Below are 22,127 nucleotides of genomic sequence, written 5' to 3'. Positions count from 1 at the left end.
GACAACCATGACTGCTGCTTATGGATATGGATTTGCCACTCTGACCGATTCTGGCGATGTGCTAGACACCTGGTTCTTCGAGTTCGACCTGGGCAATGCAAACGCTGAGGCCGAAGCTGCGGCCACCGCTGGCACGCAATTGCTCGATCTTGATGACGCCACCAGCTCCGCCCCCGAGGTTTTCCGTCCCCTAGCCCAGTTGGCCGGCACGGACGAGATCCGCGGAACCCGCCGTGTAGCGGTGACCACCACCATTACCGATCTGGACGCCCCAGCCGTTGATGCGCACGACGCGTACCTGCGCCTACACCTCATCTCCGGCCGCAAGATCCAGCCGCATGGCTGCAACCTAGATGGCCTGTTTGGACTACTCAGCAATGTTGTGTGGACTAACCACGGCCCCTGCGCTGTCCCCGGTTTCGAGTCCGTTCGCGCCCGTCTGCAGGCTGAGCGTGGCCCGGTGACGGTCTACAGCGTGGATAAGTTCCCGCGCATGGTCGACTACGTGGTTCCCACCGGTGTGCGTATCGGTGATGCCGACCGGGTACGCCTAGGCGCTCATCTGGCGGAGGGAACGACCGTCATGCACGAAGGCTTCGTCAACTTCAACGCCGGCACTTTGGGTTCCTCCATGGTCGAGGGCCGTATCTCCGGTGGCGTAGTAGTCGGTGACGGTTCCGATATCGGCGGTGGAGCCTCTATCATGGGCACCCTTTCCGGTGGCGGCAAGCAGGTTATCTCCATCGGTCAGCGTTGCCTGCTGGGCGCTAACTCCGGCGTGGGTATCTCACTGGGAGATGACGTCACCGTTGAGGCTGGGCTTTATGTCACCTTTGGCACCAAGGTCACTCTGACCGGCGAAGTTGCGTCCCAGCTGGGCAAGCAGGAAGGCGACACCGTAAAGGCAGCCGAACTTTCCGGCGCCAGCGGTATCCTCTTCCGCCGCAATTCCGTTTCCGGTGCGGTGGAGGCCGTTGCTAACGCCTCGACCGTGGAGCTCAACGAGGCACTCCACGCCAACTAGCAACTCTCCCACTGCAACCAAGGATCCTGCAGGCAGCGCTCAATTTCGATGCGCTGCCTGCTTTTTGTTTCGCAATGCCCCGAATTGGCCGTGCCGTTCGTACCGTTGTATGTCGACGCCACCAGCGCCAGCTCTATGGCGACCGCGCGCAAGTGCAACGAACCCGCCCCGGGACAATAATGCGGGTAAGTGTCATCACCATGAATTGGCACGCCGAGGTGATTCATCACCACCCGCAGCTGATGAGTATGGCCGGTGAGCGGCTGCAGCTCATAGACGGCCACACCTGCTGCGCGGGTAGCCAACTTCCGAATGCGAGTCACTGTGGCTCGTGCTCCGGCAGCGTCCACAACGCGAACCTGCGGATCGTCTTTGATTTTGAGCATCGGCAAGCGCAGCTCACGCCACCGGGCATCGACGTAGGGAGTATCCGCGGCCAACGCCTGATAAGTCTTTGATACCTCCCGGCGCTGGAACTGGGACTGCAAGAACCCGCGAGTGGCCGGGTTCCGGGCCAGCACCAGCAGGCCACGCGTATCACGATCCAAGCGGTGAGCAGCCACCAACTCGGGCTCGTCCATACGCACGCGCAAAAGAGACTGCACGGTAGCGCGCAAGAGGCGACCATTAGGCGTAGACGGCAGCCCATGGGGTTTGTCTACCACCACAGCATCCGGCCCGGAATACAGAATTGGTATCTCCGCAGCCAAAAGCTCGGCAGGCTCTTCTGGGAAGTCGGGATACACCCATGCGGGCGTCGCAACGGGGAGCCCCAGCCCCGGGGCCAAGAGGGTGCCCGGCGCGAAAGGCGAATCTCCGGCTGCGGCGGCGAAGTATGTGCGTCCATCGTCGGGCACATGGCCTCGCAGCATCTTTTTTACTGCGGGTACGCCATGGCGTGGCGGCGGGCGCCAGCGTTGCAGGGCGGGAATGGCAGACAGCCCCCTTACAAACTAGCTTGGCATTTACGCGTCGCTGGTTAAGCGACGAGCGGCGGCCTCAATCCTTTCATCGGTGGCGGTCAGGCCTACACGGACGAAGTTCTTGCCCTTCGGGCCGTAGAAATCGCCGGGCGCCACCAAAATGCCCTTGTCCGCTAGCTCCGCGACAGTCTCCCGGCCATCGCGTCCCTGGGTTGCCCACAGGTAAAGGCCACCGTCCGAGTACTCAATGTCGTACCCGGCCTCGATCAGGGCTGCGCGCAGAAGCTCCCGGCGGTTTTTGTAAAGCTCCTTCTGCAGCAGCTCGTGGCCATCCTCTTCCAAAGCAGCAACCATGGCGGACTGGATCGGCCCGGGGTTCATCAATCCTGCGTGGCGGCGGATTCCCAGCAACTCCTGGATAAGCTCGCCATCGCCAGCCAACCAACCCGCCCGATAGGAAGCCAAGTTAGAGGTCTTGGACAGCGAATGCACGGCGATGAGATTGGTAAAGTCACCGCCACAGACCTCCGGATCCAGAATCGACAAAGGTCGCTCCTCGCCCCACCCCAGCCCCAAGTAGCACTCATCGGAAACGATGACGGTGCCGCGCTGGCGGGCGAATTCTACAAACTTGCGCAGGTGATCCGCGCCCAGCACCTGACCGTGCGGATTGGCCGGAGAGTTCAGATAGATCAACGCTGGAGTCTGCGGCCCCAGCTTCAACAGAGAGTCACTGCGCAGCACCTCCGCCCCAGCCAGGCGGGCGGATACCTCGTAGGTCGGGTAAGCCAACTCTGGGATCACTACCGTGTGACCTGCGCCAATACCCAGAAGGGTCGGCATCCAGGCGATGGCCTCCTTGGTGCCGATGACGGGTAGCACATTGGTGTCGGCGTCCAAGCCAGCAACGTGGAAGCGGCGCTCCATCGCCCCCACGATGGCAGCGCGCAGGGCGGGTGTGCCCTTTGTTTGCGGATAACCAGGTTCCGCCGCGGATTCGGTCAGCGCCAGCTGGATAGCCGGAGAAACCGGATCAACAGGAGTGCCGACCGACAAATCCACGATCCCATCGGGATGGCTCGAAGCCTTGGCCTTAGCCTCAGCAAGTGAGTCCCAGGGGAAGTCGGGCAGTCGGTCGGCTACTGGGGTGCGCTTGAAGGTCATGCTTGTACTCTATACCGCATGTCTCTTACGCCCGGCGCTACCCGGTGGAAATGTGGGCGTCACAAAGAAAAAGCCTAGGCCTGCGGCGGCAGAGCGGCGATCAGCTCCGCGTCGAAGTCCTGCGGCCCCAGCTTGGCGGCACCGCCTGGGGAACCCAGATCGTCGAAGAACGCGGCGTTCGCATCGTTGTACTCTTCCCACTCGTCTGGCACATCGTCTTCGTAGAAGATGGCTTCAACCGGGCACACCGGCTCGCAGGCGCCACAGTCGACGCACTCGTCGGGGTGAATGTACAGGGAACGCTTGCCCTCGTAGATGCAGTCAACGGGGCACTCTTCTACGCAAGCGCGATCCATCACGTCTACACAGGGCTGCGCGATCGTGTAGGTCATCGTCTAATTACCTACCCTTTCTGGAAAGTTCGTCATACTCTCACAAGAGCTCTTTTAGGCTTCTATTCTGTCACTTCAGCGGTTCCAGAGAAAACTGAGGGCGAAGCGGCCATGCAGCCGCTGCCATACCGACTACAAGCAGCAGCATAGACCACACGGTCTGTGGCATTAACGTCGCCTCGCCGAAAGGCAGCTCCGGCCACATGACCGCCAGCAGGTATCCGGCTAGCCAGACAAGCGCGGGAATCCCGGCGATCAGTTTGTTATCCGTCCACAAAAGGGCGGTCTTCGTCACCGCACGGTTGAAGAACAACGCAAACAAGATCGTCCACGGCAACGGCACCAGCATGTCCCCCACCGTAATGCGCGAACCGATGTAGAGAACGCTGATGAACAGCCCAAACAGGGCGCCAATGGAGAGCCATACTATTCCGGAGATACGCTCGGCACGCGTTGTATCCTGACGTGCTTGGGCTTTAGTGGGGTGGCCCCAGTTCGGCTCGTCTTTCAGGCTTGAGGTCGTGCTTTTCTTAGCGTTCACGTCGATCTATCCTACTGTCCATCCGCAGTGACCTCTTCGCCTAGTGCTTGTGCGAAGAAATCCGTTGGCGTGCCGGGGCGCGTCCAGCCCACGCGATAGCTCTCGCTATTGAGCAGTGGCTGCGCAATAAGGTTGGACAGGCAGAACAGCGTGGTGGCTGTAGCGGCCGGTGGGTTCGAGGTCCGCGTCTGGTCGTTAACATCTGAGGACGAGCCATCGGCTACCCAAATCTGGGTGGCGTGTGCGCGCATGGCGGCCTGCTTGCTGGCGACGTCTGCTGGAGTGCCGTGTACCACCAGATCGACCTTTGAAGAGGGAACGGAGGCGATCTCCCCCGCTGTGGGGAGACGCCATCCCTCCGGTACCATCGCCGGGTCACCCTCTAGGCCCTGCATTCCCTCCGCGAACTTCTCTTCTTCTGTGACACACCAGAGAACCTGGTTCGGAACACAGTCGCTCGAGTTTTGGCTCATCCGTTGTACCGCTGCGTGCACAATCTGGTGTGCTCGCTTGTGGTCGGGGTGGCCGTATCCGCCATCGGCGGCGTAGGTCAAAATCACGTCGGGGCGAATGTGCTGAATCTGCTCGATCAGCTGTTCCACCTGGGCTTCGAAGGCAGCATCGGAAGGTGAGCTTGCGCCCTCCGGCACACGTGCGAACGCCCGCGGGCGGCGGATCGACTCGCTGCCTTCCATTCCGGAATCTCGCCATGCTCCGCATCCACCCAGAAGGTTCGGGCCATGCTCAATCCCCAAGGCGGTCAAGGCACGCTGTAGCTCAGCGATGCGGTAGCCTCCGAGCATTCCCGTTCCGTTTTCATTCTGCTGGGCGTCGACGAGGGCTTGGTACTTCTCCCCAATCACCTCGCCTTCTTCGCCGAGGGTACAGGTCACGACGGCCACATCATGTCCAAGCCGCCGTGCCTTCGCCAGCGCCAGCCCCGTCCACAGAGTTTCGTCGTCGGGGTGTGCGTGTACCGCCATCACGGTGATTTTCTGCGTGGATGCAGGAGTACGAGTCACGAGCTAATTCTCCTCAAGGGCATTTTCGGCGGCGTTGCGATTGACTTCCTCGATGGGCTTTAAGGTCCATTGCGGGGCCGAGATTAGCAGTGAGCTGCTGTCGTCTAAAGGCCAATCCTCTAGCCCTGCTGTCGGTCCTTCGAGCCGATCGGAAGCCACTACCGTAAAACGGTCAGACATAATCGGCAGTACAGTCGACATTTCGGCAATCCGATCGTCCAGGTGGCTGCGTTCCTGCGACAGATCACTTCGCCCCTCGCTCAGCTTTACAAGGCGTTCTTGCAGGTCACGATCGCAGGTACCACTCAGGTTGCCGCCTGTGGCTCTGTGTGGAGACGACGCCCCCTCGCTGCTACCCTCTTCACGTTCAGCTGGGTCTGACGCGCCGGTGTCGCTGGGCGGTGTGCTGGAATCATCCTGGTCTAGTGGCTTAATACAACCGTATTGCACCAGATAGTCGGATATGGCCTGAGGGCTGCGCTGCCATGTCACCACACCATCAACTATTCCGTTCTCCACCTCGGATCCCAGTGTTTCTGCTGCCTTTGCAGTGCGCACGGTGGCGGGGATCCCCAAATGCAGCAGTTGATCCACCACCGAGCGAGCGGCGTCCACCGCCACCTGGTCGTCGGTAACCGCACCGATAACGATGCCGTTGGGACGCTCATCAGAAACCACGTTCGGCGGTTGTTTATCTGAAGTCTTTGGGGCGACATTCCACTTCGGCGCCTCAATCCTCGGATCGCCAGAAATGATCTGAGCGATCTTCTCTGGCTTTATAGCCCCCAACACTCGACGTCGGGTTTCTCGGTCGGAAAAGATCGGACTGGTTTGATTGAGCTGCAGGTTTAGCTGCACTCCACGGGACGTATTACGAACTCGCGTGAAGGGAAGCTGGTCCAAGGCAAGTTCAGTCGTCGCCGACTTGTGCGCCATGTACAACTGCAACTGCTGGGTGCGCATCATCTGCACACCCGTTGATTCGTCCGGAACGGCAGTGAAACGAATGATGTCAGTCTTCGCCGCCTTCGCGCCCCAGTAGCGGTCATTCCGTTGCAGCTCCAGCAGGCCGCGTCCTTCATCCACGGATTTCACGGAGTACTGCCCCGCCGACGCGACGGAGCCTCCGTCCATCATTGTGGCGAAACTGCGCCCCTCCGCGCGGTAGATATGGCTCGGGAGAAGATAGGTAAAGAGTCGCTTCCAGGCGGTCAAAGGTTGATCGAAAGTGACCTTGAAGCTCTTTTCTTTTTTCCCCGGCTCGATGGAAGTGACGTGCTGGTATAAGCCCTTCGCCTCTGCAAGAGGTTCATTCATGATCGCCTCGTGGAGGTATTGGAAGTCAGAAACCGTGATTGGCGTGCCATCTGACCACTGTGCCTCTGGCTGGAGGGCGTAGGTGACTTCTGTGGGGTGCGATTCATCGTTCGGAGTAATCTCGCGAATCAAATCATTGTTGATATTCTCCCCCAGCGATCCAAAGGTGTACACGCTTGGCAGGGTTAGATCCGCCACCGCGGCAACCACCGGGTTCCGGTTCCCAACCAGATGCGGGTTGAGGTTGCTAGTGAAGCGGTCCACTCCAACCGCAATCTCGCGCAGGCTTTCATCCACCGGCTGGGGCTGCTGAGTCTTGGTCGACGACGACGGATCATCAACCGTCGGCGCCTCGCCGGGATTAGCTTGGCAGGCTACCAGTGACAGTGCGAGGGTCGCGGAAGTTAGCGTGGTTGCAACAGTGGGCGTCACACCCCACATACCTCGTCGAAGCGACGCAGCGCGACGACTCCCCCTCGATATAAAAGACGAGGAGGAGGACGAAGAGAAAGAGGAAAAGAGCGAGTACAAGAGCCTGATTAGGAGTTGTTGTTGCGCTGCTTTTCGCGGGAACGGGCGCGGGCGCGCTCGGTCGCGTTGAGGATTACCTTACGCACGCGAACGACCTCCGGGGTGACCTCGACGCACTCGTCGAAACCACAGAACTCCATGGCCTCTTCCAGAGTCAGAGTACGAGCCTTTGCCAAGGTCACCGTTGCGTCAGCTGTCGCCGAACGCATGTTCGTCAGCTTCTTTTCCTTGGTGATGTTGATATCCATGTCCTCGTCGCGGTTATTCGCGCCGACGACCATGCCCTCGTAGGCTTCCGCGCCCGGTTCGACGAAGAAGGTACCGCGGTCGGCCAGCTGGATCAGCGCGTAGGCGGTGATCTGGCCGGAGCGGTCGGCAACCAAGGAGCCGGAGGCGCGTCCCTTGATTTCGCCTGCCCATGGCTCGTAACCAGCGGAGTAGCTGTTGGCGATACCGGTGCCGCGAGTTTCGGTCATGAATACGGTACGGAAACCAATCAGGCCGCGGGCTGGAACAACGAACTTCATGCGAACCCAGCCGGTGCCGGTATTGTCCATCGACTCCATGCGACCCTTACGGGCGGCCAACAGCTGGGTGACAGCACCCAGGTGCTCTTCGGGAACGTCGATGACCAGATTCTCGAAAGGCTCGTGAACGGTGCCGTCGATGGTGCGGGTAACCACCTGCGGCTTACCGACGGTCAGCTCGAAACCTTCGCGACGCATGGTCTCCACGAGCACGGACAAGGCCATCTCGCCACGCCCCTGTACCTCCCAGGCATCCGGACGCTCCGTGGGCAAGACGCGCAGAGAAACGTTACCGATCAGCTCCTGATCCAGGCGAGCCTTAACCATACGGGCGGTTAGCTTGTCGCCACCGCCACGGCCTGCCATCGGGGAAGTGTTCACACCGATCGTCATGGAGATCGCGGGCTCGTCAACGGTAATGCGCGGCAGGGCGACTGGGTTCTCCGGGTCGGCGAGCGTATCGCCGATCATGATGTCCTCGATACCGGAGATAGCGGCAATGTCGCCGGCGATCATCTCTTCAGCCGGTACGCGCGTCACGCCCTCCGTGCGCAGCAGCTCTGCAACCTTGGCAGTCTTGACGTGCTCATTGCCATCCTCATCGTAGTGGATCCAGGCAACCTGCTGCCCCTTGCGCAAGCGGCCCGAGTGGATTCGAACCAGGCCAATGCGTCCCAGGAAGGAAGAGGAGTCCAGGTTAGTAACGTGTGCCTGCAGTGGGCCGTCAACATCAGCGGACGGCTCTGGCAAAACGTCGTAGAGAACGTCGAATAGCGGCTGCAGATCCTCGGAGTCCGGAACGTTGCCGTTGCCAGGGTTTTCGGTAGAGGCCTTGCCCTCGCGACCGGAGGTGTATAGAACCGGCAGGTCCAATAGCTGTTCCGCAGCTTCTGCCGCTTCCTCGTCCTCCAGAGTAGACGCCAGTTCCAGGAGCAGATCCTGGGATTCCTCAACGACCTCATCAATACGAGCATCCGGGCGGTCGGTCTTGTTCACACAGATAATCACCGGCATTTTTGCGGCCAGAGCCTTGCCCAGCACGAAACGGGTCTGCGGAAGCGGACCCTCAGAGGCGTCAACAAGCAAAACCACACCGTCGACCATGGACAGGGCACGCTCGACTTCACCGCCGAAATCGGCGTGGCCGGGGGTGTCGATCACGTTAATGATCAGGTCGCTGCCGTCTTTACCCAGACCCTTGCGGTGAATGGCGGTGTTCTTCGCCAGGATCGTAATGCCCTTTTCCTTTTCCAGGTCGCCAGAGTCCATCACGCGCTCTTCCACTTCGCCGTGCGAAGAGAAGGCACCGGACTGGTGCAGCATTGCGTCCACGAGGGTGGTTTTGCCGTGGTCGACGTGCGCGACGATGGCGACATTACGGAATTCAGTCAAAGACACAGATCCGAACTTTCCTTTATTTGGGGTCAGGTTTGATGTGCAAAGTAGGCGCTCCTGAGACAGGGGCCAGGGGAACCCTTCACAGCCTACTCCTTTGGCTTCCTAGAATAACGCATAGGACGCAAAGAAGTTTTTCCCAAAACCGCGAGAAATGCCCCTTGGGCGGTGCTATTGTTTACAAAAGGTTTCTACTGGATCCCACCATTAGTTACCCATGTTACTCACGTGACAAATGTTACTCGTGTGACTATTGTTGTTGGCATCCCTGTCTAAACCGCACTAGACACAACAGATTTAGACCCCGAAAGGTTCACCGTGGCTTTCTCTCGACGCTTGACCCGTGCCGCTGCTGCACTGACCACTGCCTGCGCACTGGCAGTCCCGACCGTGGTGGCTCCCGCAACCGCTGGCGCCCAGGTACAGGGCTCCATCGATCACTTGGGCCGCCCCGCGCCCCACGTCCTGAATCAAATCGAGGCTTTCGCCAACAACCCACAGCTGCCACCGAAAGTGAAGGCTTCCCTCAAGAAGCTGGTCGGCTTCTTCCGCGGTGACGGCAAGCCGGGCGTTGACGTTCCTAAGAACGCTCCTGCGTTTACCCAGTTCGGCTGGCCGACCGTTTCGGGCAAGTGCATCGGCGGTAAGAACAAGGCCGTCGGCACCGCCATGGGCGTCCCCGGCCCCGCCAAGCTTCCACTCCCGGGCATCGGCGCCGGTGAAGTCAACTTCGTCTTCACCGCTATGGGCACCGGGACCGTGGCAAAGAAGCAGACTGCTGCTATGAACGTCCACTGGATCAACATCAACACTGGCAAGATGGGCCGCACCCCACTGCGCTACACCGGTATCAACCCGAAGGGACCAGCCACCGTCAACGGTGTTGCCAAGACCGGTCGCGGCACCGTCATCGCCCTGCTGGAAGGTGGCGTGACCACCCACGAGAAGGAGTCCGGCAACTCCAACTGCAGCTTCCTGCCGACCGCAGCGCTGCTGCACGTCTAAGAGCTTCGAGCTAGACCTCCGGGCTGCAAGCCCCCTCGGCCGCGCCTTCCTGCGCGGCCTTTTTCATACCTTCGGCCTTTACCCACACCTCGCCGTATTCCCCCGGACTCCACTCCCACCCGCTCACCACATTAATCTGAAACGATGGCTGACCTGCACAAAGTAAAACAAGAGACCTTCGACCTCTCCCACGCGATCAATATCGACCCGAAGGGCTTCGAACGCGCCGTCGACGCCTACGAGCTGTCCCCCAACCAGCCCGCGGCTGTGCAGTCTGGCACTGCCAACCCCAACCCGGTGCTCTACATGCGCCGCCCCACTCCTGGCCACCCACGCTTCCATTATCTCGAATCCTGGCTAGTCCCCCGCCTGGACATTCGCCTCAACAAATTCCACTTCTTCGACGGGATCGAGCCCACGCAGGACCTCTATATAGACATCGCCTTTATCGAGACTGATGACGCCACCACCCCACCAACCTGGCGCACCCGCGATATTTACGTGGATGTGGTGACGCACCTCCGCGAGTCCCCTTCTCCGGAACAGGCTCAGGCGAGCTCTAGCTACGCCCCGGGCACATCTTCAAAGACGAAAGTCCAGGTACTGGACCTGGACGAGTTGGGCGAAGCACTCCTGGCGGGTTACATCACCGCCGACGAGGCCCGCCGAGCTCTGGACTCCGCCCAGCGACTGCTGGATGGGCTGCACAAGTACGGCAGCGTGGCAAAATGGCTGGCCGCTCAAGGCATCCACCTTCGTCGCGCTGCCTAAGCCAGCCACGAGTTTAAACAGACTAGTACCTCGGGCGCTTCTCGCAGCCTACGCCATCGCCGTCACGGTCAAAGCGGCTAGAGAAACCTGCATCCCTCTGGTAGATCGGACGCCCCAAACGATTCCAAACGTCCTTACAGTTCTGGTAGTAGACGTTCTGCGCACGCGCTGGAGCCGGGCGCTTAGCCGGAGCAGGTCGCTTAGCTGGAGCCGGCTTGGCAGCAACGGGCTTCTTAGCTGGTGCCGGCTTAGGCGCCTTCTTCACTGGTGCCTTCTTTGCCGGTGCAGGTTTCGCCGGAGCCTTCTTCGCCGGAGCGGGAGGCGCAGGCGGATTAGGGATCAAGCCGGGCAGAGGATTGGGGATCAGTCGAGACTGAACCGCCCAGTTCACACCCGCAGCAATCAAAGCCCCCACCGCAAGGCTTCCGACAATCGCACCAATAACCGTCTTCAAGTCAGTGGACCCAACTGGCTTGGAGCTTAGCTCTGCACCCTGCGAATCAGTAGAGGGATCCTCATTATCTTCAGAGCCAGGTTCCCCGCTGTTATCCGGGTTTTCCGCCCCGGGATTGGGTGCCCCCTGAGAGGAGGAATTTACTGGAATACCTGCTGCATTATCCTGTGCAGCAGCTGGGGAGATACCGCCCATGACCAGGCTGACCGAAAGCGCAGCCACGATTACTTTTTTCATCATGACGTAAGAATAGACCGCTTTCTAACCCTGCTCTAAGCAAGGGCTTAAGAAGGGGTAGTTTTTACTACCCCCACCGCTAAGCCAAGATCTGGCGGCCCATCACCATGCGGCAGATCTGGTTGGTGCCTTCGTAGATCTGGGTGATCTTCGCATCGCGCATCATGCGCTCCAGCGGGAAGTCGCGAGTGAAGCCGTAGCCACCGAGCAGCTGAACGGCGTCGACAGTGACTTGCATGGCAACGTCAGAGGCAAAAGCCTTGGAGCCTGCAGCCATGAGACCCAGCTTGGCGCCGTCCTCGGCTACACCGCGCTCGGCATTGGAAGCGGCGGTGTAAATCATCAGACGGGCAGCGTCAATCTTCATCTTCATGTCTGCCAGCATGAACTGGGTGTTCTGGAAGTCGGCGATTGCCTTGCCGAACTGCTTACGCTCCTTCACATAAGCCACTGCCTGGTCGAACGCACCCTGTGCGATACCCAGCGCCTGCGCGCCGATGGTCGGGCGGGTGTGGTCCAGGGTCTGCAGGGCGGTCTTGAAACCGGTACCTTCCTCGCCGATCATGCGGGAAGCTGGAACGCGGCAGTTCTCAAACAGTAGTTCTGCCGTTGGAGACCCCTTAATGCCCAGCTTGTGCTCGTAACCGGAAACACTGAAGCCCGGGTCATCCTTGTGCACCATGAATGCAGAAATGCCGCGTGCACCAGCCTCCGGATCAGTTACAGCCATGACGGTGTACCACGTGGACTTACCACCATTGGTGATAAAGCACTTGGAGCCGTTGATTACCCACTCGTCACCTTCGCGGACAGCGCGGGTCTTCATCGCTGCGGCGTCAGAACCAGCCTCGCGCTCCGTAAGAGCGTAAGAAGCCATCGCACCGTTAGCGATATCCGGCAGAACCTCCTTCTTCAACTCTTCAGAGCCCTGGAGGATCAGCCCCATGGTTCCCAACTTGTTCACGGCCGGGATCAGGGAGGAGGACGCACAAACGCGAGCTACTTCTTCGATGACGATAACGGCTGCGAGGGAGTCGCCACCCTGGCCGCCGTACTCCTCCGGTACGTGGATGGCGTTGAAACCAGCGGCGTTCAGGGCATCCAGCGCTTCCTGTGGGAAGCGTTCCTCTTCGTCTACGTCCTTGGCGTACGGTGCAATCTGCTGCTCAGCGAGATCACGGATAGCCTCGCGCAGAGCAATGTACTCGTCCGGTAGACGGAATGGTTCGAAATCAGGGTTGAAGCCCATGGTTAATTCTTCGCCTCTCTAGCAGTGAAGTTGAGAACGTTCTTTCCCACCGAGTGTAATGCGCTCCGGCGCGTCGGTGATTTGAAAGCGATAATTCCATATGGATTTTAACGTCGGCGCATCGGCCTTTGAATGCTGCAACATCACCGTCCTCTCACCTTTCGATAACAAAATGGGCAGCCTCATTGGCCACATACGCACCAGCCCTTTACAGTGATAAATATGAAGAGCCTACGCCGTCGCCCGGTCACGTTCCGTACTCGCAGCCCGCGGGCCGCTTTTACCACCGGTGCTGCCGCCTTGCTACTTGCCGGTACTGCACTGACTTTGGGAGCCTGCGAGGACGAGGACACCACCCCCTCCGAGGCCGCCTCTACTCAAAGCCAGAGCGCAAACGACAACTCCGCTCAAACCCTTGCGGATCAGAAAGCCAACAGCACTGGCAGCACCGCCAGCAAGACCGACGACGGCTCCGTCGGCAAGGGCGGCATGTGCGCCACCAACGATCTGGAAATCACCACTGCAGACTCACAAGGTGCAGCTGGTTCTACCCTCGTGAATGTGGTGTTTAAAAACACCTCCACTGAACCCTGTTCGATGCGTGGCTTCCCCGGTGTGTCAATGATCACCAACCACAATGGCACCCAGCTAGGTAAGCCCGCCCAACGTGAAAAGGGCGCTCCTAGCGAGACTGTAAAGCTTGATCCCGGTACATCCGCCATTGCTGGCGTAAAAATCACACAGACCGGCGCCCTTGACCCTAAGGACTGCAAGGCACAAAAGGCAGATGGCCTCCGCGTGTATCCCCCGGAGCAAACCAAGGCAGCATATGTGCCCATGAAGGGGCTGGAAGGCTGCTCCGGCGACGTAGAGTACCTCTCCGTGCAGCCCGTCAGCCTAGACAACCAAGCGGGTGATCAAAACTAGCTGCATTAGCAAACGGCTTCATTACTCACCGACATCTCACTCCACACACTGTGCACACCACACCTTCCACCCCTCCCCCGTCCCGCTCCTTCACGTCCCGGTCCTCTCGGCCACGCGACCGCAAGTTCACTGCACTGTTAGGCGCGTTGGCCGTTGTTTCGCTTGTCGTCCGTGCTCTCCAACTCAGCCAGCGCACGTTCTATTGGGACGACTTCCTCATCCCAGCCACGTTCGACGGCGGATCCTTCGGTGATTACTTCACTAACTACGACGGTCACCTCATGCCCGCGTCGGCGCTTATTCAAGTACTAGCCCATCACCTAGCGCCACTGAACTGGCTGCTCCCGGCCTCGCTTTTGTTGCTCTTTAGCACCCTTGCTGCGGCACTGTGGGCTGTGTTCTGTATCCGCCTTACCGGTCGCAGCATTACGACCGTAGGACTCTACGCCGCCCTACTTTTCAGCCCTTTTCTCATGGACGCCGCCGGATGGTGGTCCGCCGGCATCAACGCCCTGGCCTGGCAGATCGGCATGGCTGGATTCCTCCTGTGCTTGTTTGCCGCCCATCGGAGTTTCGCCTATAGCTTCGCTGCCACCGTCATACTGCTTTTAGCACTGCTCTTTACGGAAAAAGCGCTTACCATCGTTCCTGCAGCGATCGCCCTAGCGTTGCTAGCTGGCCTACCCCGGCGCGACCTGCGTCGCTTCTTCGCAGCCCCGGGTGCACTTTTCATCACTTGGTCGCTGCTCTTCCTAACCCTTTCCCCACTGCCTGCTGAAACTCCGGCGCGTCAGACGCTCTGGTCGGCACTTCCCAATAGCCTCCTCACCACCGTGCTGCCCGGAATACTCGGAGGACCATTGTCTTGGGATCGTTGGTCCCCGTCTAGCGCGTTTGCCACAGCTCCGCCGTGGTGGGGCATCACCAGTGCGGTACTCATCGCCCTCAGCGTTGCATTGTGGCTACGTCGCGATACTCGCCGTCGCTGCTTGGGGCTGCTGACGATCCTGGCATACCTCGCCATCATCTATGCCCTGCTCAGCCGAGCACGCAACAGCACCGGAACCTCTGGCCTGCTGTTGTGCTCTATGCACTACTTCGCTGACTGGTTTACCTTCGCCGTACTGGCAATCGGTTGTTGTGCACTTTCTTTTGGACGCCCCCACGTCCCCATCGGCCGCTCCACCAGCACGGGGACGAGACGACGCCTCTGGGTAGGGGTAGGCGTGATCCTCGTCGCTTTCAGCATCAGTCTTGTTTCGACCTTCACCTGGGTTCACACTTGGGACAATGATCGGACCGCGGATTACCTAGCCAACCTGCGCGCTGCCACCAAGCTGGATGGGTCGGGTGAGCCACCACAGCTCATGGAACAACCAGCGCCACTGGATATTCTCACCCCTGTAGTAAATCCATATGACCGAGTTTCCACCCTGACTGGCCAGCCGGCCGTCACCCAGTTAGACCACGAACCACAGATAATCGACGAATCCGGAAAACTGGTAGCTGCGGAAGTGGTGGCGTCGGCAACAAGCAATCCTGGGAAAGAACCCGAGTGCGGAGTACGTATCCGCGCAGGGCAATCCCGCGCTATCTTGCTGGATAAATCCCTGCCTTTCGGTGACTGGACCTGGCAACTCAATGCGACGGCAACCTCCGACATGACATTGACGATCACCACCCCCAACGGTCTGGAGGATGCCGAACAAACCGAACAGCGTGCCACCCAAGCCCAGGTGGACACACAACTCAAGCCCCGCTGGGTACGAGTTTCGGGCGGTGGCGGAATCCTGCTTGTACGTGCAGAGGTGGCGGATCGCCACAGTCGGGGCGGAGAAGACGACTTCGTATGTATTGGTGCTGGAGGCATCGGCCCGCTGGCGGAAAAGCGCAGCGCGGAATAGAGCTCCGTCCTATCCCGTTGAGAGAAACTGGAGCCGTTTTACGGCTAGCGAAGAAGCAAACACAAAAGGAGGACTGCAAGAATGTCTAACGCTCAGAATGTGATGATCCTCGGAGGCCACGGCAAGGTGGCATTGAAGGCGTCGCCCCAGATCGTCAAGGCCGGCCACACTGTCACCTCCGTAGTGCGCAACCCCGATCACGTAGCAGATGTGGAGGCTACCGGCGCGAAAGCCGTCGTACAGGACATCGAGCAGCTGGACGTTGCCGGCTTCGAAAAGCTCTTCGCCGATCAGGATGTCATCATCTGGTCCGCGGGCGTCGGCGGTGGCGACGATGCACGCACCCTGCGCGTCGACCGGGACGCCGCAATCCGCTCCATCGACGCGGCAGGTTCAAAGCGCTACATCATGGTCAGCTACTTCAACTCCCGCGCCGACCACGGTGTGCCGGAGGATCACTCCATGTTCACCTATTGTGAGGCGAAGGCAGCAGCGGACGATCACCTGCGTGATTCGGCAGCCCAATGGACGCTCGTCGGGCCGTCTGCCCTGACGTTGGAGGAACCGACCGGTAAAATCGAGACTCGTGCGCCTAAGGCGGATGGAACCGCCAACGACGGCGATGCACTGAAGTCCAGCCAGGTCTCTCGTGCTGATGTCGCAACCGTCATTGCACAGGTTGTCGATCGCCCGGAGCTGGCCGGCCACTTTATTGAATTTAATAACGGCGATACCCCCATCGATGAGGCTCTCGGCGCACGCGCAGGGAACTAAGCGGGGCTTTTGCCGAAAAATAGCCGAGCCCACCCGTTCACTGCTCGGCTCTGAAAGGAAAGAGATTTCACCATGGCAGCTGGCCTTGCGGCTCTGTTAGACGATATTGCTCTTATCGCCAAGAAGGCCGCGGCCACGACGGATGACGTCGCTGCTATGGCGGGACGCACTTCTACGAAGGCAGCCGGGGTTGTTATTGATGACGCCGCAGTCACCCCGAAGTTCGTTGCCGGTGTAACCCCGGCGCGTGAGTTGCCCATCATTTGGAAGATCACCAAGGGCAGCCTGGTCAACAAACTGGTTATCATCCTGCCGATCATCCTCTTGCTCAGTTGGTTGCTGCCTGGCGCCCTTACTCCCCTCCTCATGCTCGGTGGCTTCTACCTGTCCTATGAAGGCGCGGAGAAGGTCCTCCATAAGCTTGGTCTGGGTGGGCACGAAGAAGACACAGCAGACAACGCAGCCCAATCAGAGGATGCGTTGGTCCGTGGCGCGGTATTCACCGACCTCATCCTGTCCGCAGAGATTATGGTGATTTCGCTCAACGAGGTTGCTGACCAGCCCTTGCTGACCCGCACGCTGGTTCTGATTATCGTTGCCCTGCTCATCACTTTTGCGGTCTATGGTCTTGTCGGTCTACTCATCAAGATCGATGACATGGGATTGGCGCTGATGAGCAAGGAGGGTGCAAGCGAGGGGACGAAAAAATTCGGCCGTCTGCTTGTCCAGGGCATGCCGAAACTGCTCACCGCCATAGGCATCATTGGCACTTTGGCTATGTTGTGGGTCGGCGGGCACATTTTGCTCGTAGGTCTAGACGAACTCGGCCTGCACTGGCCCTATGAAACGGTTCACCATGTGGTGGAGCGCGTCGAACACCTCGGTGGCGCAGTAACTTGGTTTACCGAAACCGGCTTTAGCCTGATTTTCGGATTGATCATCGGCGCAATTATCGTGGCGGTGGTCGCTGGGGTGAAGAAACTGCGTTCCCGATAGGCCGGCGCACGACAAAGGTATTTAAAGCCAAAAATACTAGGAGGCTCTGACATGTCCGCCAAGGAAGTAGCCCTCGTCCTCGAAGGCGGGGGGATGCGCAATAGTTACACGGCGGCCTGTATCGACCAGCTGCTAGAGCACAATATTGAGTTCGGCTGGGTCGGGGGTATCAGTGCCGGAGCCTCTCACACTGTGAACTTCCTTTCCGGGGATCGGAAGCGTGCCCGCGAGTCCTTTGTTGAATTCGGCGGTCACCCGAAGTCTGGGGGGTTTAAGTCTCTCCTGCGAGGCAGTGGCTACTTCAATGCGGAGTACATTTATGAAACTGCCGGCGCACCAGGCAACGACCTCCCCTTCGATTGGGAAACCTTCCAACGTTCCTCCTCCCAGATGTGCATCGGAGCTACCCGTGCCGATAACGGCGAGACGGTGTACTGGCGACGCGAGGACATCAAGGATCTCCCCGACCTCATGCGCAAGGTGCGAGCCAGCTCCACGCTGCCGGGGCTTATGCCCGTGCCGACTATCGATGGCGTGGATTATGTCGATGGTGCCCTTGGAGAGTCCGGTGGCCTGATCCTCGACGCTGCCATCGAAGATGGTTTTGAGAAATTCCTGGTTCTGCGTACCAAGCCCAAGGGATACGTTCGCCCAGCGCTTCGCAGTCCGCAGCTGGTGCGCGCGCTTTTGCGTAAGCGTCCCGCCGTCGCCCAAGCAATGATTGATCGCCCGCCGAAGTACAATCTAGCTTCCGACAAGATCGCAGAGCTGGAAGCAAAAGGGCAGGCTTTAGTTTTCTATCCAGAAAAGATGCAGGTCAGCAATACTGAGCGCCGTCTGGATCGGCTAGAAAAGTCTTGGCAGGACGGGATGGAGCAGACCCAGCGCGAGTGGGATAGGTGGATGGAGTTCCTCGGCGAGGCCTAGAGGAAGCTCAACAGCCCCAACACAATCAACATCGCTGCCACCACATAGCCTGCCAGCGCCACCATCTGCTCCTTGCGATGGCGCAGCCCGTCGATAAACTTCGCCAAACCACTATTTGGTTTCCTTAAAACCATGCCCAGTGCGATTGCAGAGAGCGCAGGCAGGCTGAGTGCGAGCGTGGCGTAAAGAACCACCGTCAGATATTTCGCGAAAGTGCTGATCTCCACCGTGCTTAGATAGGCTAGGCCAGCGAAAAACGGCGCCGACGTTGCGGACTGCACCAGTCCCAGCACCATGCCTGAAAGAAAGGTGCTTAGCGATGCCCTACGGAGGGGCTTAGCCAGACGGTTGATCATAGGGCTCGGGTCGCCGCCTCGTAGCGTCAAAAAGGCACTAAGAAGACCGATTGCAATAAGCACCAGGCCAAAAATCGGCGACGCCAAAGCCGTCTGCACGACATCCTCAATGCCATTAAAGAGCAGGAGCGTCAACAAAGACAGCAGGAGTACGCCGCACCAGTCCCCCGCCACCAGCACGGCAGCAATGGGGCTATAACGCCGCGGCTGCGGATGCATGACTGCAATAGCGAAAAGCACGCCGATTAATAGGACGTTGACGGAATCAGCCAACGCGAAACTCACGGCGTGCAGCATGCGACAAAGATCCTTTCGAGGGCTCTCCGCGATACCTCAATTGGTGTGCGGAGAAGGTTGGAACTCTAGCGAACTCTATCCAACCTTGCGACCGTGAACAAGGAAGTACACGGCGCCGCTCACGACGACCAGCCCGGCCAACATTGCATACATGGCCTGGTAGCTGGTGGAAGAAACAATCATGCCTAGCAGGATAGGACCAAAGCCAACACCTACATCCAGGAGCAAGAAAAGCGTGGAAATACCCGCGCCCATCTGGTGCGGCTCCACCGCCTTAACAGCAATCGCCTGTGCGGCTGGCATCAGCGAACCATAGCCCAGGCCAGTGAGAGCACCGGCCAGGATGACCATCCAATCCTGTGTAGACGATGCCAGCACCACCAAAGCAATCGCGAAGGTTACCAATCCCAGATAGACGACAATATTGTCGCCCTTTTCATCCTGCACTTTGCCCAAAACGAAACGCATGACCAACGTAACCAGGGCATAGGCAAGGAAGAAGTATTGGGCACCGGTGACCAGATCGTTTTCTTCGGAGAAGCTGTTCAGGTAGGTGATCACTCCGGCGTAGCAAATACCGACTAGCAGCATGAAGAAACCGATGGGGGCAACCTTGGGATGCACGATCGCCGACAGGTTAAAGCTGGGGCGGTGATGATGAGCTCCGTCCTTAGGCTCTGGCGAACGAACCAATAGCGACAGCAGGAACGCCACAACGGACATCCCAATTACGACCTTGAACATGGTGGAGTAGCCAACCGACCCTACCAACCACAGACCCAGTGCCGGGCCAATAGCAGTGGCCAAGGTGGTGCCTAGAGCAAAGTAGCCCGTGCCCTCCGCCCGGCGCGCACTCGGAATCACGGACTGGGCAACGGCCATCACAGCGGTGCTGGCGAAAGCGTAACCAATGCCGTGGATGATACGCACCGCAATCAGCAGCCCCAGCGAGTGTGCCGGAATGTAGAACGCGCAGGTTAGGATCACCAGAACCAGGGAGGTAAACAGAACACGTCGACGTCCCACCGCGTCGACGAGAAATCCCGAAAACACACGCGCGCCTGTCGCGCCGATGACGAAGGCACTGGAGGCCAGGCCTGCGCTTGCGTTGTTGGCCGCAAATTCCTTGACTGCATACCCTGCCATGGTCGTAACCAGAACATAGAAGATCATGAACTGTGCAAAGTTCACCAACCATGCAAAGACAAAAGCCGGTGTTACAACCGGCTCTTTTGCTGACGTGGACGTGAGAAACACCCTCTTTTAACTTGTAAACTTAGCTGCGCCCTATGGCTCCTATTAGTTCAGCTGTGTTTTTACGAAAGGCAGATTACCAAACATCTGCAGCCCTTCGGGCGACTGCCTCCCACCTTGTTTTAGGCAAGTAGCACCCGTTCACCCACACTTGGTCTCCAATATGCTGCCTCAGCTGCACTGATCGACTTGAGCTCCCGCGGGGTGATCTGAGACAGGGCGTCAATATAAGAAGGAACAACATCCCTCGGCAGCCGTAGCCCCACCGTTAGATGCGGCACCCAGCGTGGGCCTCGTCCGTCAGGGTTGAGCGCGCTCAGCTCGCGGGCGGCATTTTCCAGCTCATCGGTGGCTTCCAATAGCCACGCAACGGTTTGCTTCTTGCCTGTGCCGAAGACGACCACTCCCCTACGTTCAAGCTCGGAGGGGACGGCGCCAGGCAGGATTTCGCGGGCACGTTCCACAACATGCGGGGCCATGTTCGGGGAGAACGTGACTGTGATGTGTGGAGTCTGCCGTTGTAGAGGGAATCCACGATTGGCGAGTTCGTCGAAGACGCCACGGATGATGGCGCACTGCTCATCGGGCAGATTTAGAAGGATGTTTTCAGGTGAATTCACGGACATTGTCCCCATCCTATCTGGCCATGACCAGTGCACCGAGAGCGCTTTCGCCCACGAGAAGAGCTACTTAATGGACACGTACTCGGGCAGGTCCGCAGGCTTGTCCAGCGGCTGTTTTTTCGGATTCATATCCAAGCCCAACTCCTTGGCAAAAACCAAGCGGGTGGACTTGTAGACGCGCTCGTCGGCCTCGTCCAGCTCGAACACACGGGCACCTCGCAAGGTGTGCATGTCCCAGGTGCCGTCATGCAGACCATAGGGTCCGAACCCGGTGCCTGGGCAGTAGCCCAGCTCTACACCGAAGTAGTTGCCGTTGAATGAATTGATGTGGTCATGGCCGCAGTAGATACCCAGCACGTCGCCGCGCTCGCGGACGGCGGAGTAGATGCCAGGATTGAAGGCACCGACGTAGACATCCTCGTTCTTTACCCCTTCGATGCCATGGCGCTTCTTCGCCTGGCCGTGCTTGATGGGGTCGTTATTGTAGGGGCCGCCGAACCACATATCGCGGTGCTCATAGGTAGGAATGTGGAAATACATCAGGCCCGGGATTTTCTTGCCGAAACGCTCTTCGTAGCTACGGGAGGTATCGCGGTACCACTGGATCTGGTCACTATGGATGTAGTCATAGCCCGGAATCTCCTTGGTCTCCTGCCCCGCAAGCTCCTCGCCGATGTAGTTGCCGGAATCCAGTAGCCAGATGGCAAATGCTGGGTTCGGATTCGCGTTGCTCTGAACCAGCAGCGATACGTTGGATTCGCCATGAATCGGATCGTCGGCAACGTTGAGGTTGTACTTGTACTTGCGGACAAAGTTCAGCAGTGCGATCTCGTCGGCCTGGGTGCCGTCTTCCATGGAGTCTTCGTCGTGATTGCCGAAAGTAATGGCCCACGGGATTTTGCGGGACTCCATCGGCAGCACCACATTATTAACGGCCTGGAAAGCCTGCTCGGTGGTCTTCGGCCCAGACGAAATCACATCACCGTTGATCAGCGCGAAGTCCGGTTTTTCCTGGTCGAGGACTTTGCCCATGAATTCAATGGTGCGGCGGTCCGTTAGATGGTCATCCTGGGTGTCGTTGAACTGCACGATCTTGAACTTGCCGTTGCCATTGAACTTCAGCGGCATGTCTGCTCCGGTGCCATTGTTGTCGCCACCGCTACTGTCGCTGCCGTCGTTACCGTTGCTGCCGTTTCCGCGGCCTGGACCAAAGCTGGAACCGGCCAGCGAGCCAGCCGACGAACTCCACGCCTGCGCCTGTGCTGCCGGCGCCAATGCCGCGGTGACGCCCAACGCTCCCGTCCCGGCCAGGAAGTTACGGCGGTTTACGCTCATTTTATTGGGCGCTTTCTGGTTTTCCGGCTGCTGCGAGTTGCTAGGCGAATTGTTGGACGAGTTTGTAGACACGATAGATGTGCTCCTTTTCTGCGAGAATTGAACTCCCACAAGTTATCGCCAATAGGTAAGCGCGAGGTTGCCTGAAGATGAATTCATAACAATCTCACCACGCAGTCGCC

21 protein-coding genes are annotated in these 22,127 nt (G+C 58.9%); 8 read left to right on the top strand and 13 right to left on the bottom strand.

Annotated elements, in window-relative coordinates; translation table 11 throughout:
- Positions 1 to 7: 7 nt before the first annotated feature.
- Entirely contained in the window at positions 8 to 1,024 is a 1,017-nt protein-coding gene (gene dapD / locus ACWXWJ_RS08845) for a 2,3,4,5-tetrahydropyridine-2,6-dicarboxylate N-succinyltransferase (RefSeq protein ID WP_473964171.1), read from the top strand.
- Here dapD and ACWXWJ_RS08840 read toward each other — a convergent pair.
- The 7 genes from ACWXWJ_RS08840 to typA form a co-directional block, all read right to left on the bottom strand.
- Positions 1,021 to 1,896 (bottom strand): pseudouridine synthase, encoded by an 876-nt coding sequence (locus tag ACWXWJ_RS08840; protein ID WP_473964170.1) that lies wholly within the window; start codon positions 1,894 to 1,896, stop codon positions 1,021 to 1,023. The two genes, dapD and ACWXWJ_RS08840, sit on opposite strands and share 4 nt — an antisense overlap.
- A 93-nt stretch (positions 1,897 to 1,989) precedes the next feature.
- Complete coding sequence (gene dapC, locus ACWXWJ_RS08835; protein ID WP_473964169.1) at positions 1,990 to 3,111, bottom strand: succinyldiaminopimelate transaminase; 1,122 nt, start codon at positions 3,109 to 3,111, stop codon at positions 1,990 to 1,992.
- A gap of 74 nt (positions 3,112 to 3,185) precedes the next feature.
- Positions 3,186 to 3,503 carry a ferredoxin gene (gene fdxA, locus ACWXWJ_RS08830; protein ID WP_043015056.1) on the bottom strand — a complete coding sequence of 106 codons (318 nt, stop codon included), beginning with the start codon at positions 3,501 to 3,503 and terminating at the stop codon, positions 3,186 to 3,188.
- A 70-nt stretch (positions 3,504 to 3,573) separates the two neighbouring features.
- Complete coding sequence (locus tag ACWXWJ_RS08825; RefSeq protein WP_043015055.1) at positions 3,574 to 4,044, bottom strand: hypothetical protein; 471 nt, start codon at positions 4,042 to 4,044, stop codon at positions 3,574 to 3,576.
- Between the two features lie 11 nt (positions 4,045 to 4,055).
- Entirely contained in the window at positions 4,056 to 5,066 is a 1,011-nt protein-coding gene (gene mshB, locus ACWXWJ_RS08820) for an N-acetyl-1-D-myo-inositol-2-amino-2-deoxy-alpha-D-glucopyranoside deacetylase (protein ID WP_473964168.1), read from the bottom strand.
- A gap of 3 nt (positions 5,067 to 5,069) precedes the next feature.
- Positions 5,070 to 6,815, bottom strand: a complete 1,746-nt coding sequence (locus ACWXWJ_RS08815) for an ABC transporter family substrate-binding protein (RefSeq protein ID WP_473964167.1) — start codon at positions 6,813 to 6,815, stop codon at positions 5,070 to 5,072.
- Between the two features lie 107 nt (positions 6,816 to 6,922).
- Positions 6,923 to 8,839 (bottom strand): translational GTPase TypA, encoded by a 1,917-nt coding sequence (gene typA / locus ACWXWJ_RS08810; protein WP_293789656.1) that lies wholly within the window; start codon positions 8,837 to 8,839, stop codon positions 6,923 to 6,925.
- 315 nt (positions 8,840 to 9,154) lie between these two features.
- Here typA and ACWXWJ_RS08805 point away from each other — a divergent pair, with 315 nt between their 5' ends.
- Together ACWXWJ_RS08805 and ACWXWJ_RS08800 are read left to right on the top strand one after the other, a co-directional pair.
- Positions 9,155 to 9,841: an Rv1157c family protein gene (locus tag ACWXWJ_RS08805; RefSeq protein WP_448308193.1), complete on the top strand. Its 687-nt coding sequence runs from the start codon at positions 9,155 to 9,157 to the stop codon at positions 9,839 to 9,841.
- A 144-nt stretch (positions 9,842 to 9,985) separates the two neighbouring features.
- Positions 9,986 to 10,612, top strand: coding sequence for a DUF402 domain-containing protein (locus tag ACWXWJ_RS08800; protein WP_473964166.1), 627 nt, complete (start codon positions 9,986 to 9,988; stop codon positions 10,610 to 10,612).
- A gap of 22 nt (positions 10,613 to 10,634) precedes the next feature.
- Here ACWXWJ_RS08800 and ACWXWJ_RS08795 read toward each other — a convergent pair whose 3' ends face one another.
- Positions 10,635 to 11,306, bottom strand: a complete 672-nt coding sequence (locus ACWXWJ_RS08795; protein ID WP_448308191.1) for an excalibur calcium-binding domain-containing protein — start codon at positions 11,304 to 11,306, stop codon at positions 10,635 to 10,637.
- A 76-nt stretch (positions 11,307 to 11,382) separates the two neighbouring features.
- The gene (locus ACWXWJ_RS08790) at positions 11,383 to 12,552 is read right to left on the bottom strand and encodes an acyl-CoA dehydrogenase family protein (RefSeq protein ID WP_448308190.1); all 1,170 of its coding nucleotides are present in this window, start codon (positions 12,550 to 12,552) and stop codon (positions 11,383 to 11,385) included.
- Between the two features lie 222 nt (positions 12,553 to 12,774).
- Between ACWXWJ_RS08790 and ACWXWJ_RS08785 the strand changes: the two genes are divergently transcribed.
- The 5 genes from ACWXWJ_RS08785 to ACWXWJ_RS08765 all read left to right on the top strand — a co-directional run bounded on the left by ACWXWJ_RS08785 (position 12,775) and on the right by ACWXWJ_RS08765 (position 18,080).
- Positions 12,775 to 13,479 (top strand): DUF4232 domain-containing protein, encoded by a 705-nt coding sequence (locus ACWXWJ_RS08785; RefSeq protein WP_473964165.1) that lies wholly within the window; start codon positions 12,775 to 12,777, stop codon positions 13,477 to 13,479.
- A gap of 146 nt (positions 13,480 to 13,625) precedes the next feature.
- On the top strand, positions 13,626 to 15,383 hold the full coding sequence (locus ACWXWJ_RS08780; protein ID WP_473964164.1) for a hypothetical protein: 1,758 nt from the start codon (positions 13,626 to 13,628) through the stop codon (positions 15,381 to 15,383).
- Positions 15,384 to 15,464: 81 nt separating this feature from the next.
- Positions 15,465 to 16,157: an NAD(P)H-binding protein gene (locus tag ACWXWJ_RS08775; RefSeq protein WP_473964163.1), complete on the top strand. Its 693-nt coding sequence runs from the start codon at positions 15,465 to 15,467 to the stop codon at positions 16,155 to 16,157.
- Between the two features lie 72 nt (positions 16,158 to 16,229).
- Positions 16,230 to 17,153: a DUF808 domain-containing protein gene (locus ACWXWJ_RS08770; RefSeq protein ID WP_473964162.1), complete on the top strand. Its 924-nt coding sequence runs from the start codon at positions 16,230 to 16,232 to the stop codon at positions 17,151 to 17,153.
- Positions 17,154 to 17,204: 51 nt separating this feature from the next.
- Positions 17,205 to 18,080, top strand: a complete 876-nt coding sequence (locus ACWXWJ_RS08765; RefSeq protein ID WP_293789637.1) for a patatin-like phospholipase family protein — start codon at positions 17,205 to 17,207, stop codon at positions 18,078 to 18,080.
- On the opposite strand, the gene ACWXWJ_RS08760 is transcribed toward ACWXWJ_RS08765, so the two are convergent.
- From ACWXWJ_RS08760 to ACWXWJ_RS08745, 4 genes are all read right to left on the bottom strand, one after another.
- Complete coding sequence (locus tag ACWXWJ_RS08760; protein WP_293789634.1) at positions 18,077 to 18,733, bottom strand: hypothetical protein; 657 nt, start codon at positions 18,731 to 18,733, stop codon at positions 18,077 to 18,079. The two genes, ACWXWJ_RS08765 and ACWXWJ_RS08760, sit on opposite strands and share 4 nt — an antisense overlap.
- Before the next feature lie 75 nt (positions 18,734 to 18,808).
- Positions 18,809 to 19,990 carry an MFS transporter gene (locus ACWXWJ_RS08755; RefSeq protein ID WP_473964161.1) on the bottom strand — a complete coding sequence of 394 codons (1,182 nt, stop codon included), beginning with the start codon at positions 19,988 to 19,990 and terminating at the stop codon, positions 18,809 to 18,811.
- A 119-nt stretch (positions 19,991 to 20,109) separates the two neighbouring features.
- The gene (locus tag ACWXWJ_RS08750) at positions 20,110 to 20,613 is read right to left on the bottom strand and encodes a 2'-5' RNA ligase family protein (RefSeq protein WP_293789629.1); all 504 of its coding nucleotides are present in this window, start codon (positions 20,611 to 20,613) and stop codon (positions 20,110 to 20,112) included.
- Between the two features lie 60 nt (positions 20,614 to 20,673).
- Entirely contained in the window at positions 20,674 to 22,017 is a 1,344-nt protein-coding gene (locus ACWXWJ_RS08745; RefSeq protein WP_448308185.1) for a metallophosphoesterase family protein, read from the bottom strand.
- Positions 22,018 to 22,127: the final 110 nt, after the last annotated feature.

Source organism: Corynebacterium sp. p3-SID1761 (genome assembly GCF_055862885.1).
The sequence above is the reverse complement of the archived record's forward strand: the minus strand, read 5'-3'. Positions and strand labels throughout refer to the sequence as shown.